The organism is Candidatus Zixiibacteriota bacterium (assembly GCA_029860345.1).
Classification (GTDB): Bacteria; Zixibacteria; MSB-5A5; order GN15; family FEB-12; genus JAJRTA01.
In genome coordinates, this window is record JAOUBJ010000015.1 from 117555 (window position 1) to 131003 (window position 13449).

Genomic DNA, 13449 nt, shown 5'->3' on the forward strand with positions numbered 1-13449 from the left:
TCTCAAAACGAAAGTTGTTTTTTCACTATCAACCGGCGCCGAAAACACTGAACGCACTCCAGTGGTAAGCTGAGGGAAACTTTTCCCGGACGCCCAGGGCAGCTTGTCGGGCAGCCGAGCCGGCCGACATGCCACCCAAATACGATTTATATAAAAGATCGGTCCACTCCGTAGTGGAGAAATCGGAAACCGCCCAGCGACTGGCAATGACGTTGCGTGCGCCCATCTCGAGGAGAGATCGAACCATACCACCAGCTTCCTCTCCGGGCAGGCTGGTCTGTTGGCCGGTGCGACACGCGGCCAGTGTGACTAGTTCAACCCGATTGCGTTTGAGTCGGAAGTCGGCGGCGAACAATGGTCCGTCGGCCAGTAACAAAGCGGAGTAGAAAGGATTGTCCGGACGCAGGTGGGCGTGACCGGTGAAGTGCCAGATCTTGGCACTTTCGTGATCCGGCCAGTCTGCCCGGCAACAGGGATCGTAGACGGCGGCGTGTGGTCCCTGCAACCGCGAGCTTACGGCTGCGACTTCACGCTGTATATGGGTCAATCCGTCTGCTGCGCCGACAAATATCTTGGTTTTCTGTGATCGTGTAGTCTGTTGTTGGGCCTGCAAGTGATGTCTCAGGCTGGGTGCAAACGACAGCTCCAAACGTTCAAGCAACGGAACACCGTTGGTGGTGAGAGCCGACCAGGGGAGGCACGAAAGTTGCCCCTCCGGTAACACCAATAGTTGGTCGGTGGTCGACGGCAACTGAAGGGGGGGGAGCACCCAACTGCCGAGCCTATTGAGGATGTCACTTTCATCGGCCAGTTCTGTTTTGCCTGGTCTGTGTTTGATGCCGTCGGCGCGTTCCACTATGAACCGCCAGAGAGCGACCAACTCGCGCACTATCCTCACGCCGTCGAGATACCTGTGGGCATGGCATGCACCGTTGTGGTGCACGAAGGCAAAGATATCGCGACGACCTACATGGAATTGCACGATGGGTTGAGCATAGGATGCCTTGTCAAAGAGTTTGGCCAGTTCTTCCGAGGCATGCGGCCTTCCGACCGTGTGGCTTTCCAGTTGAGCCAGATTGTGCCGCACGGTGTGCTGGAGTTTGGCAAAAGCCTCACCATGATGCAGCCGACCGGGCGTGCGCCGCTGCATCTCATCGGAGATAATATGCGACATGGCCGTTACCTGACCGGCCAACTCCGAGAGCGAACTTTCGGCTTTTTGACGAGCCGGATCGGTTACGTAGACATCTTCAATCGACGACCAAAGCCCCACCGTTTTGAAACGTTCCGACCAAACGGCCGCCGCCTTGGGGTCGCTTGCGTGTTGCGTCTCTATCAGGTTGCGATAGGGATCGCTCTGATCTTTCAGGAATGCGGCGCGAAGCTCGATGGGGGGTAGTTTCGCGCGCACGGCATCCAGAACGTCGGCGGCCTTACTCCAATGGCGAACAGCAACTTTCATCCTTTGCCGACCAGCCGCACGATCACCCAACAAAGCCAGCCGACGGGCCATCAAGTGGGGAACCGACGCCACGGCCGGGTTGCGTCCGAGTCGTCTCAGGGCATCAGTTTCGTCCGGTTGTACGGCCAGAATTTGCAGATCACATATTGCTTCCCACAATGGAAGCTGTGCTTGCGAAAACCGTTTGCGGGCCATCCGCATGTGGCTCAATCGGGCCGATCCAGGGCGTTGTAGTTGAGCCAGTGTCAACTGTGCCGCACCTGCGAATCCCTGGTTGCGGTCTTGGCTGAAACCCTTTTGAGCTCTTTTCAAAGCGGTACGGGCATCTGTGCGGCGACCCATGGCGGCCGAGGCTTTGCCGTAGAAAAAGTCCGCCTTGGCCTGTTCGTAAGATAAGCCCAACCTGCGAGCAGCCTGGTTCGCTTCACGAGCCGCTTTGCGAGCATCGACCAGCAAGTTGAGTCCGAGATACACTTCGGCGCGGTCCAGTTTGCACAGGATTCGTTCGCGGTGCTGTTTTCCTCGGTCATACTCTTGTTCGCATTTGGTCAACTGCTGCAAGGCGGTGTGGAAGTTGCCCTCAAGCATGTGCAACCAGGCCAGTCCGTACAGACAACCGGTTGCATGCAAAGCACTGTTGTGGGACTCGAAGACCTTGCGAGCGTCGCTGTACAGCTCACCGGCTTCCTTAAACTCCATCAACTGGACCAAGGTGTTAGCCAGGTTGTAGTGACACAACGCCACAGCGACGTCGGCGCCTTCGCCTTCGAAGAAAGCGGCTGCCTGCTGGTAGAGTTGCTTAGCCTGACGATGCCGATCCTGGCGGTGCAACAGGTTGGCGTAGTTGACCCGTGTCTTGGCCGCGTCTGCTTCAGCACCCAGTCGACCGAAAGTGGCCAGGGCCATCCTGGCCCGGTGTTGCGCCTCTTTGAAGTCACCAAGATACATGTAGACATCAATTAGAACGCGATCAATCCGTGCCCGCCAAATAGCATCCTTCAAAAGCAAGCGGCGCGCGGTCAGATAGGTCTTTTTTGCTTCGGGATAGTTGCCGGCCACCACAAGCGCCCAGGCTGATGCCCGCAAAGCGGTACGATACAGGAGACCGCCGTGTGGTTTGGCATGTTTGACAAACTGCCGTCCCAACTTGACCGACGTTACCGTAGACACCTGGGTTTCGCTACGGACTTTTCGGTCGACGGCGGCGGCCAACTCCTGGGTGGAAAAGCCGTTGACGGTACCGTATCGCAAAAAGCTGTCGACCGCTCTGTCAAGGTTTGTCTTCTTTGCTACCATGGCATCTTCTCGAAGCTGACACTGGTGTCGAATGATTCCAAACGCAGAACCTTCGGGACTATTCTTGAGGACCAGATAAAGAACCCACCGGTCTGCGGCAGGAAACTGCGACCGCCAACTTTCAGAACAAAGCTGTTGATCGCATTCTTGCCGTCGTACACACGGGCCACAAACTCCCACACATTGTCACGTTGTTCCGCCACGATTTCCAGCACCAAATTACCGGCTTTCAGCTTCAACCGCCTGATGTGACCATCGGCGGAATCCCTCAAAGCCATGGCCGGACCATCGGCCCAGGAATCGTAGACTGTCCGCCCCTTGACGGTGCGGGAGTCGGAACTCTCTTCAAACAGCAGCGGGATATTGCAGTACCTTTCAACCGCGGCCGCAGATGGTTTGGCGAAACCACTTGCAGGGGCCTTTCTGGTCTTGGTGGGCAGAAGATTACGAACCACTTTTGGCATCGGCTGTTGGCTCGGCCGTGTGCGTTTCGTCCGGGCGGCGGGCTGATTGGTTTTGGTGGTTCGTTTCTTCATAATCTGTTTATCCTACAGGTTCTGATGGTAGGAGCGGCTTACAAGCGGTTTAGTCTCCCGAGTAACCCATTTTTTTTAGAATATTCTCAAGTTTTTTCAGACAGCGGGTGCGCATAGAACCGACCGAGTTGGGTTTTAAGCCCAATACCGCGGCCATACGGCGATATGACACTTCGTCGCCCTCCAGGAATAATGCCGTGAGAAGGCGGCGACAGCGTATGTCGAGCTGTTCCAAACCTTTTTCCAGGATCGCCTGATGTTCAAGCTGTTGTACCAGTTCATCCGGAAGGCTCCGGCGGTCGGAGATGTTTTCATCGTCCGGCAACTCCGACTGGTAGTTCAGCCTCAGGGCCATGCGGACGGCCTGCCTGTGAGTGGTTCGAATCAACCAGGCCGGCAGGCTCTGCGGGTCCTTGATCGACTCCCGCTTGCGATAAAGGGCCAGCCAGGTCTGTTGGGCGCAGTCTTCGGCATCCGGAATCGACAATCCGACTCGTCTGGCTACGCCGTTGACCAACCCGGCATAGGTTTCCACCAGCTCACGCCAGGCTGTGGCCTCACTTCGGCAAACGCGCTTCCAGATGTCATGTATATTGTGCGTCAAATTTCTGTCTCTGCCAGTGGTCGTGGTAAGTGACTACGACCTTACAACCTGCCGCCTTGTTATACGGGATAATAGCCGGTATGCTTCATATTATGGTGATTAACGGCGGTTTGGGAGGGATGAGCAGGCTGGCCGACAGGGCGGTTCCACGCGCTGCACGCGCATCCACCTCATGCTGAGCGAAGTCGAAGTATGAACTACCGCCCCCAACGAGGTTTGAACCGGCCAGCCGTGGTTGCCGTTTGCAGGTGCGGTCAGGCGACTCGCCTGACAGCCATGCAAGTTTCGGTGGGTGTTGTCCGCCGCGGCGGACGCCAGCGAATCCGTGTGACCCGCTGGCCGGTCAAGCCGGCCTACTCGCCCATCGCCACTTTGCACCGAAATGTACGTAGCACAAAGAAACCGATTCATCGGTGTCGGGTCACACCCACGCCTTCGGCGCGTCCAAGACCCGACACAACGCAATACCGACTTCAGGATTTGGGGAGGCGCAAGTATCACTATAATGTAGGGACCAGTTCGTTCAAGTATGTCAATTCTCAGTTGTTATCGCGATCCCTGCAAATCGATCGGTACTTAAACCGACTGCTATCGATGTACTTTTCCAGTATAGTAGGAAGTCTGTTTTTGTCAAGTGGTACCTGTATGGCCGGTTGATACCACAAATGGCTTGACTTAATCGGTCTTCGTTACGTTTTTTGTCTTGTAAGCTAAATCAGGGCTGCTGGGAAGGTTGACGACGGCGGGCTCCTGCGACAAGCTCCACAACATTGCCGTTCGGCACCACATGGTCGCAAGCGAGAGCGTCTAAACCAAAGCCCTGCCGAAGAAACCCATAATGTCCGATCAGAACGCTGTCACAATTTCACTGACGGTCAAATCAGTCGAGCGTAGCGGATCAGTTACCTATGACGAGTGACGACAGTATCAACGGCAAGCGAAGTGATACCGGTATTTCCGGCCGTAGAGTCATTCGCTGTTTCTTGATCAGCACAACTGTGTTGACCATAGGCGTCTTTGCCATAATACTCGATGATCCCGCTTTGATTTCCAATCAGGCATCCATCGGCGACCGCCTGCTGGCCGGTTGGGACCGTCATCCTTCAGCCGTAACAGCTATCGCAATATGTTCAATACTGGTAGGCGTCGGCTTCAGCCGACGCCGGAAACCGCGTCTCATCTCGCAAGAGTCTCCCGATGTTCCGATCCTGGAGTCTGAGAATGCATCCAGCGAGATTACCGGCGCTGTAGAAAACAGTGCGGCGCCCTCAAACCCATCGGCAGATAACCCGGCGACGGTTACCAACCATCTCAGGCAAGACCATCACAATCGTCTGCAAGAACTGCAGAATGCTACCACCAATATTTTCGATTTATACGATCTCTCCCCGGTGCCGTTCTTTCTTATCGATACCGAGGGAGATATCTGCTCGGCCAATGATCAGGCGGCCCGCCTGCTTGGTTTCAGCAAGCGAAGACTGGTCGGAAGGCGGCTGGCCGATTTGGCTGCTGCTAAAGTATCGGGGGAGGAGGCTGCCGAGTTTATACTGTCACGGTCGGCCACCGGCCATTCCACTCATGAACGGGAAATTGAGGTGCAGACGGTCGACCAAGAGTCAATCTGGGTCAGTTTGTCCTCCCGGCCGGTTCTTGATCGACAAGGTCACGTTCTGTTGACCGGCGTGACGGCTGTCAACATTACCGAACGCAAAACCGCGGTGTCGGCCTTGTGTGAGAGCGAGGAGCGGTTTCGAAGAACCTTTGACGAATCCCCAATCGGGGCGGCCATGGTCTCATTGGACAATCGCTTCGTTCGCGTCAATTCGGAACTTTGTCGCATCACCGGATATACCGAGAGTGAATTGACCGCCCTCGGTTGGGCCAACGTAGTAGACCCTGAAGACCTGGACGAGATTCTGACCGCCTCCAAAGAGCTTTTGAACGATCGCGTCGAACAGTACGCGATCGACTGTCGGCTCATGCGAAAAGATGGCGCCACGGTCTGGGTGCGGCAGTCGGTTCGTGTCATGAAGGATGCGCTGAACACGCCGGTGTACTTCCTGCCGATGATTGAAGACATCACCCTGCGCAAACAAGCCGAGGAAGAAATCCGATTCTCCGAAGAACGCTTTCGCCTGCTCTACGAAAACGCCCCGGTGCCGTATCAGTCGCTCAATCCGGAGGGGAGACTGCTGGACGTGAACGACGCCTGGTGTCAGGCCTTTGGATATGAGGTGGAGGAAGTACTGGGTCGGCCTATGACCGAGTTTTTGACCGAGGACAGTGCCGAGAAATATCAGCACAGTTTTCCTGAATTCAAGAGAACGGGAAAGATCTCCGGCCGCGAGTTCCAAGTCGTGGGCAAAGATTCAAAAACTCGCACCGTACTGGTCGACGGACGGGCTCACTTTGACAAAGCGGGGCGGTTTGATCGTTCTCACTGTATCTTCTGGGACATCACGGACCGGAAAGAGGCCGAGGCTCAGATTCGGCAAAGCGAGCAGCTTCATCGCACCTTGGTTGAAACGATGAGCGAGGGCGTGCTTATGCGTGATGGCGAAGGCTGCATCACCTATACCAACGAGCGAGCCTGCGATCTGCTGGGTGCTTCGCGTGAGGCGCTGATCGGTCGTCCAATTCTCGACTTTGTAGAAGGGCAGGACAAGCTCATCCTTGAAGAGAGGTTGAAATCCTCCACCGATGCCCGGCCCTATGAGTTGACCTGGAAGCGCAAAGATGGGACACACGTTACAACTGTGGTCTCGCCCGCTGAAGTAACGGCGGCCGACGGCAGCCTTAAGGCGTCGATCTCGGTGATCACCGATGTCTCACAACTCAAACGGACCGAGGCGATGCTGAAACGAACCGGTCGTACTCTGGAAACACAGCGACACCAGTTGGTAGAGAAAGACACCGCCCTGAAGCAGGTGTTCGAGCACCTCGAACAGGAGAAAGCCGCCTACCGGAAGAACATCTGTTCGGACGTCGAAATGGAACTGAAACCACTTCTGCGTCTGATTAAGTCGGCCGCGGCAGCGGAGCAAAAGCAGCGTGTCGATCAGGCGGGACGCAAACTTAAACTTTTGTTGAACCAGGATGTCAACTCTTTTGACAAGAGGTTTGCAGCCTTGACGCCCCGCGAACGCGAGGTCTGCCGGTTGATAAAAGAGGGCATGTCCTCAAAGGAGATGTCCCAGCAACTCAATCTGTCGCTCTTGACCATTCACAAACATCGTGAGAACATCAGAAACAAGCTCAATGTGAAGAACAAGAACGTCAATCTCAGTACCTACCTTCACTTTAGGTAGACACCTCCTCCTACGCAATTACTACGCAACAAGCCCGTATTGACATATCCCCAAACGACATTAAGTTGCAGCATTGGAAATGGGAGGTCGACTTCGACTCGGCTTAGGCTTGGTCGGGTCGACCTTTCGCTGAATCGTTGAACTTGGGACGGAGTGGCGACATAATCTGGGAGTGTTATCGATGACTTCAGAGAAGATGCACCACCGACATTCGATCACTCCCCCGCCGCCGTCCTGAAAACCTTTAGAGGGGAACGATGAGTGATTTCCAAACCAAGATTCTAATCTGCAAGGACTGTGGCGAGGAATTTGTTTTCACGGCCGATGCCCAACAGTATTTCTCGGAGAGAAAATTGAGTCACCTGCCAGAGTTGTGCAAACTCTGTTACCTGGCGGCGCGACGGCAACCCAAAGCGCAAAGCCGTGGGCGCCGCATACAACCTGAAGTGAATGGCAACCTATTGAATCCGCCGCCGGGTTAGGTGATTTCCAAACCATTTGAATTGGTAATCTAATCCTGGACAACGGGTCGGTCTGTCCGGGAGCGACTGTGTTGGATTGAGTCGGGCATGGGTCCGTGGGTTGACTTGTTCGCGGCCCGGCCAGCCAGGCAGTGCTAAGGGCTGTTGGGGGTGATATTGGGCTTATCCGTCAGATGAAAGTCGCTCCAAAGCCTCATCATGGTTTCTGTCTCGATCGCTTCCAGTTCCAGCACGTATTCAGTGTGCTGATAGCTGCCGAACGTTTTGCCTGCCCTCGTGATACTGCCCTGCAGGAAAACGTCGATGCCCAACGAGTCTCGCAATCGCGTGGCACTTTCTGCAGAAATCATCTCAACCTGATCCCACCGCGCGTTTCGAGGCATGAGACCCCAATTCCACGAATGCTTGAACTCCACATTGGAGCGAAAACTAAGTTCAACAGTCAAGTCGAAAATGAGTGTATTCATGTCTATCTGCTCATCGGTTTTGTCGCGAATAGGGCCTACAGTAACTACCGGTGGATGGCCCTTTGCGGCTGTGAAAGTCTGGACCCACCCACCTTCCAAGAAGGATTTCGAGATAATGTAGGTTGCCGTTTTCGAATCACTGTAGGTCCATCGGATGCTCGAATCTGAATCGGCGCTGCTGGTGCGCGGTTTGGTGAATTTTCCATAACCTTCTTTGCTTGATCCGGTAGCGCGGAGATTCTTGAGCTCTACCGGCCAGTCCTTTAGCGGGTCCAGCAAAGCGTTGAGCTCTTTACCTTCGTTGGTAGCGGCAAAGGAGTCCAGGTACGACTGGTCAAGTATAGCGACTCCAGGGTCACTATACGGTTGTGATTCGGGCGGGGTGGGCCACAGCCAGATCCCCATTGTCACCAGCGTGGCACATACGCCAACCGTTCCCAGGACCCAAGGGAGTCGCCTCTTGGCCTGAGAGAATTCACGTAATGTCGGCTCGTCTGTGTCGCCGTCTTGGACTCTATCTTCGTCCCTGGGAACATTCCCACTATCTTCACTTCGCGGTTCGTCTGGCTTCGGTTCTTCTGTGGCCGGTTCCGGAGGTTTCGGTTCACCGACGGCAAGCTTGATCGTATCGACCAGCAGATCAAACTCTTCGCTGTCATCACCTGGGCTCCATCCGATCAGCTTGGCTGCTTCGATCATCCGGAATTGAAGCGGCGGTTTCACATCGTCTATCATGACCGGAATCAGTTTATCCAGGCCCAACGCTTCGTTGGCCTCCGTTATTACCCAATGCGATTCGATTGAATTGAGTGACCACACCACTATCACACACTTGGATTTGTTCAAGCCCTCATCGATCACGGTAGAAAACTTCTCACCCGGACGTATCTTGGTATCCCACCAAACCTCCCAGCCAATGTTCTGAAGCGCTTTGACCAGCGGTTCGATGCGCTCACGATCACCGCTTGAGTAGCTTAGAAAAATGTCACAATCGGTGGAATAGTCTTGTGTCATAGATCGTCTCTTCGCTCATCAGGTGACTGATCATGGGGCATAGTTGTAGAGCCATAAAATATACGAAATACTCCAATTTGGGTCAAGGGTCCGATAGGTGGCCTGCCTTATCCCTGTTTTGCCACAACCGCTTCGACTCACGCAACCAACGGTTTCTTCAATACAGTTGCAACAGAAAAATGGATACCCGCTTTTGCCGTCCGATAGGCGGCGTGACTTTGGTCCTATCGCGGCATTGTTGCCTGCAAGAGACGCCAACCGCGACGGCCGACTTCGAGGTTGGCGTGTGTCACCCGATCCAATTCAATTCCGTCGACCGACAAAAAACGGATGACCACATTGTGGCTGCCCGGCGGGACCTCGAAATCTCCGACGAGAATACGTCCTGGCAGGAACTGGGTGGATCGCAAGTCGGCGTTTTCAGTGATGTCTGTGCCGACATCGATGGCCGCCTTTTTCAGCCAACCTTCCAGCCCGCCGGTGTCGGCTTTCTTTTTGAGTTTGTGCGCAGCCAGCCCCTTGACGATGGCCCGGGCGACTGAACGAACGTAGATCAGCGTCTTTTTGGCCTCGAATGTCTGCTCAGCCACCGCCCCGATGTCCTCGATCAGTTGAAGCCTTTCGGTTGGCCGACCGTCGATCAGAACTTCAACAGTTGCTACCTGCGACGTTCGTTGTACGATCTGTGGTAAGGCAAACTTGAAATAGTAATCCTGCGAGACTTTCACCGGCAGATGCCCATATTCGGCACCCTGCATGGACGGGTCATCATAAAGTACCTGCACCAGGTCGAGGTCCTTATCGGTTCTGATGCGAAGCGATAGCGCTTCCTTGATTGGCGCTTTACCGATGAGGGCAACGACACTGAGAATGGCGCCACTATCTGAGTGGTAGGTCACCTTGGGCATCTCGAAACCATAGATGTGAGGCTGCGAACGAAAAGCGTCGGTCAGGTAATCGAAATCGATTCGTGCGTCATCGTACTTACCGTCGGCGGCGTACATGTGCATGCTTAGATATCGCGCGAAGGCATCGTTATGAAAGCGCATGGTCGGCAGATCGAAATCGATTTCGACGTTACCAGAGTCCTCGGCCATGCCCTGCCGGTAGCGGTGGGCGGCGTCGCCGTATTTCTGCTCCAGTTGTTCCAGCTTGAGATTAGCCCGCCGAATCTCGACAAAGGCGTCCTCGAACTGCCTGAGTGCGGCGTAGTTCAGGGCCATGATCAGGTTGGTGTAAAGAACCTCGTAGTCCTCGCCGGAGTACTCAAGAATATTGTCGTTGAGTAATAGTGATGCTGCGGCGCGTGAGACCGATTTGGTGAAAAGCTCTTCGGCAGCTCGCTCGGCTACCGTGAGTTTCTCATTGCTGGCTTGATAGTCACCGGCGTAGTGAGCGAGCATTCCGGCATCGACAAAGTACAGGAAGCGATCCTTGTGGGCATACTTGCCGCTCTCTCGCGCGGTTTCCAGAAGCTGCCGAGCCGAGTCAATATTCCCGGAGCGCAACTCGGCGTCAATAGGTGTGTAGAAACCCCGCCGCGTGGCCAGATTGCTGCAACCAACGGCCACCGCCGTGACCAGAAGGGAAACTCCGAATCGTTTAAGAGCGGACGCTTGTCGCGTCATCATCTGCTACCACTTCCGGCTGCCCTGAGTGATCCCTTTCTTGATCTCCTGCGAGCCGATCCAGACTTTCTCCATTGTCTCGATGTTTACCATCTCCAGATCGATCTGGTAAAAAGAGATACGATCTTTTCCAGCCTGATCGGTGATCTGCTTAAAGGCGCCTTGCAGCATGAAATCGGCGCCCAGTTCCGCACGCAGTTTTTTGGCTGTCTCGCGGGTTGCGTATTCCTGTTGTTCCCAGCGTTCTTCGCGAATCTCGGCGCGCTGTTCTTTGGAGGCCACGAATCGAACCTTGGCTGAGTTGATCAGCTCGCGTTCAAAATCCGAAATGATTATCTCCATCTGGATATGTTCGCTGGTCAGGTTGCGAATCAATCCCACCGTCACTTTGGGGCGTTCCCCTCCGTGGGTGGCCGCATAATTATCGTGCCATGTCCGCGTGAGACAGTCCAGGATGAGACCTTCAGCTGTCTGTCGGGCGTCGACATCGTTCCATCCGCCGCTCAGGTCGTGTGTACTGTTGGGGTCCAGGCGTGTCACTGTTGTGCCGCCGCCGCATCCGAGTCCCAGACCGGCCAGGACTATTACCGTAACCAAATAACGCATCACAATCCTCCGTGATATTTCAGACATTGGTATCCTGTTGTTAACATCGGTACTCACAAGCACCGACTGAAGAAAGCTACCGATGCTGCAATTTCGTGGCAACACAAAACTTTTGTGGGTGTGGCCCGGACTTCAGGGCTTGTTGATACAGGTCTTACTCGCGAGTGGTGTTGGGCGACCCCGCCCGACACCACTTTCGAGCGCGGCGCACGAGGACGTACACCGCGCACGTTTAGCTAATGGAGAATCGCGCTAAGCGCGATGCCGGGACCGCTAAGGGGTCACGACCTACGGTTGAAAACGCAGGTCAAGTAGGTCAGGACCCTTGTGGTCCTGACAATTGCGTCAGGTCCGTAAAGGACCTGACCTACAAGAGTTGCAAACATCATTATTGAGTGGGTGTCTTCAGCAATTCGTGGTAGCAGAGGCGGGTGCGGTCGTTGTCGAGGTCCCATAAGTGAAAACTATTCCCGCGGCAGCGCGACCATTCGCTGCAATCAACGCATTTGTCGGTCTTCATCCACTTACGGTTGCGAAACGCTTGGTACCGGTTTTCCCATATATCCACAAAGGAGTCTTTGAAGATGTTTCCCTGACTGAACCGTCGGTCGATATTGGGACAGGCCAGAATGTCGCCATTGACCATAACGCCCGCAACACTGATCCCGGCCTGGCAGAAAAAGCGGTGGTCGCGCGCTTTGAGTTCATGCCGGGGACCCAGATAGCCCGACTCGGAATACGTGACCGGCAAATCTCCCAGCCTTCGATACCGTTCGATCTTCCCCATAAGCGAGCGGAATTCGTCGCCGTTGAGAAACAGCTCGTCATGCCGAACGGCCCGACCTATGGGGCTGATGGTGAACAGACGCCAGGCGGGGACACCGAGTTCTCGAACCTGCTCGTAAAACTCATCAAGCCGCTCAAGCGATCGCTTGTTGACGCAGGTGACAATGTCCATGCATTGATAAAACGGATCAGCCACCAGCATCTGGATGGTTCTCACCGCCCGTGCATACGAGTCCGACCGACCACGCAGCCAGTTGTGGTCCTCTTCGAACCCATCGAGACTGACCGTGACCGAGCACATACCTGCCGCCTTCGCCGCGGCTACGGTTTCTTTTGTCCAGGCATGTCCGTTGGTGACCATGCCCCAGGGAAACTCAAGTTGTGTGATCTCTGCACCCAACGTGAACAGCGAAGGATAGCACAAAGGCTCACCGCCGGCCAAGGCTACCATGATTTTGTGGCTGTCGTATTTCTGTTTGATTTCCTCAAGCACCCGGATCACCTCTTGGGACGGCAGGTCAGGTGTCCTGGTATCGCGGATACAATCTGAGCCGCAATGCAGACAGGCGAGATCACAACGATGGGTGAGTTCCACGAACAGATACCGCAGATCATGCACGCGGGAAACAGCCGACTGGTAAATCGGCAGTAGCGTTTTGGTTGCAAAGTCACCTATGGCCACATCGCTCCGATCTGTGAGATAAAATCTACTTTGTAGACACTGTGTCCAATGCTATTGCTATTGCGTGCTGTTCGAACTTGCCATAATAGAGAGTGCCTCCGGGTGCGGTCTGTGTCAACTGGAGAGCCAGCTGGGTGGCCTGGAATTCGCCGCCGCCCGAGGCGCCGTCGGCATCGATCACATACAACGAACAAGTTTGAAAACCACCAAATCCGCAGGGGTTAAAACCATTGAGCAACAGTGACCAATTGCCGTCGATGTCGGAAGTAACGGTAGCCTCGTCGAAGGATACCTCGATGCCCTCAAGCGGCGTCTGATCCGACGCTTTGACAACCTGACCGCTGAGTTGGTAGGTAGCGTAGGGAACACCATACTCGATAACCGGGCCGTACTCCGGACCGGGACCGTACTCGACCCAAGTGGTTGGTGACCGGCCGCACGACATCCCCAGGGACCCGAGCGCAAACGCTATTAGCTTGTAGTATAGTCTGGCCATCTTCCTCTCCGTCTGATCCGAACCGTTTTCGCCTCGCCGTGTCTTCTATTATACAATGGACGAACACATCCGGTCAAACGTC

At 54.9% G+C, this 13449-nt stretch carries 10 protein-coding genes; 2 read left to right on the forward strand and 8 right to left on the reverse strand.

Features of this window, described 5'->3' with window-relative positions:
• Positions 1 to 28: 28 nt before the first annotated feature.
• The 3 genes from OEV49_14495 to OEV49_14505 are packed head-to-tail and all read right to left on the reverse strand — an operon-like array spanning position 29 to position 3898.
• Entirely contained in the window at positions 29 to 2758 is a 2730-nt protein-coding gene (locus OEV49_14495; protein ID MDH3892284.1) for a CHAT domain-containing tetratricopeptide repeat protein, read from the reverse strand.
• On the reverse strand, positions 2752 to 3294 hold the full coding sequence (locus OEV49_14500) for a hypothetical protein (protein ID MDH3892285.1): 543 nt from the start codon (positions 3292 to 3294) through the stop codon (positions 2752 to 2754). The genes OEV49_14495 and OEV49_14500 overlap by 7 nt, the downstream gene beginning before the upstream one ends.
• Positions 3295 to 3343: 49 nt before the next feature.
• Complete coding sequence (locus OEV49_14505) at positions 3344 to 3898, reverse strand: sigma-70 family RNA polymerase sigma factor (GenBank protein ID MDH3892286.1); 555 nt, start codon at positions 3896 to 3898, stop codon at positions 3344 to 3346.
• A gap of 908 nt (positions 3899 to 4806) precedes the next feature.
• Between OEV49_14505 and OEV49_14510 the strand changes: the two genes are divergently transcribed.
• Both OEV49_14510 and OEV49_14515 read left to right on the forward strand, forming a co-directional pair.
• On the forward strand, positions 4807 to 7206 hold the full coding sequence (locus OEV49_14510) for a PAS domain S-box protein (GenBank protein ID MDH3892287.1): 2400 nt from the start codon (positions 4807 to 4809) through the stop codon (positions 7204 to 7206).
• Between the two features lie 257 nt (positions 7207 to 7463).
• Positions 7464 to 7688, forward strand: coding sequence for a zinc-ribbon domain-containing protein (locus tag OEV49_14515; GenBank protein MDH3892288.1), 225 nt, complete (start codon positions 7464 to 7466; stop codon positions 7686 to 7688).
• Positions 7689 to 7822: 134 nt separating this feature from the next.
• Here the strand turns inward: OEV49_14515 and OEV49_14520 are convergent, their stop codons facing one another.
• From OEV49_14520 to OEV49_14540, 5 genes are all read right to left on the reverse strand, one after another.
• Complete coding sequence (locus OEV49_14520; protein MDH3892289.1) at positions 7823 to 9169, reverse strand: TIR domain-containing protein; 1347 nt, start codon at positions 9167 to 9169, stop codon at positions 7823 to 7825.
• A 224-nt stretch (positions 9170 to 9393) separates the two neighbouring features.
• Entirely contained in the window at positions 9394 to 10800 is a 1407-nt protein-coding gene (locus OEV49_14525; GenBank protein MDH3892290.1) for a hypothetical protein, read from the reverse strand.
• A gap of 3 nt (positions 10801 to 10803) precedes the next feature.
• On the reverse strand, positions 10804 to 11403 hold the full coding sequence (locus OEV49_14530) for a penicillin-binding protein activator LpoB (GenBank protein ID MDH3892291.1): 600 nt from the start codon (positions 11401 to 11403) through the stop codon (positions 10804 to 10806).
• A 388-nt stretch (positions 11404 to 11791) separates the two neighbouring features.
• Positions 11792 to 12871 carry a radical SAM protein gene (locus OEV49_14535; GenBank protein ID MDH3892292.1) on the reverse strand — a complete coding sequence of 360 codons (1080 nt, stop codon included), beginning with the start codon at positions 12869 to 12871 and terminating at the stop codon, positions 11792 to 11794.
• Positions 12872 to 12896: 25 nt separating this feature from the next.
• A complete protein-coding gene (locus OEV49_14540) occupies positions 12897 to 13367 on the reverse strand; it encodes a hypothetical protein (protein ID MDH3892293.1) in 471 nt (156 codons plus the stop codon).
• Between the last annotated feature and the right edge of the window lie 82 nt (positions 13368 to 13449).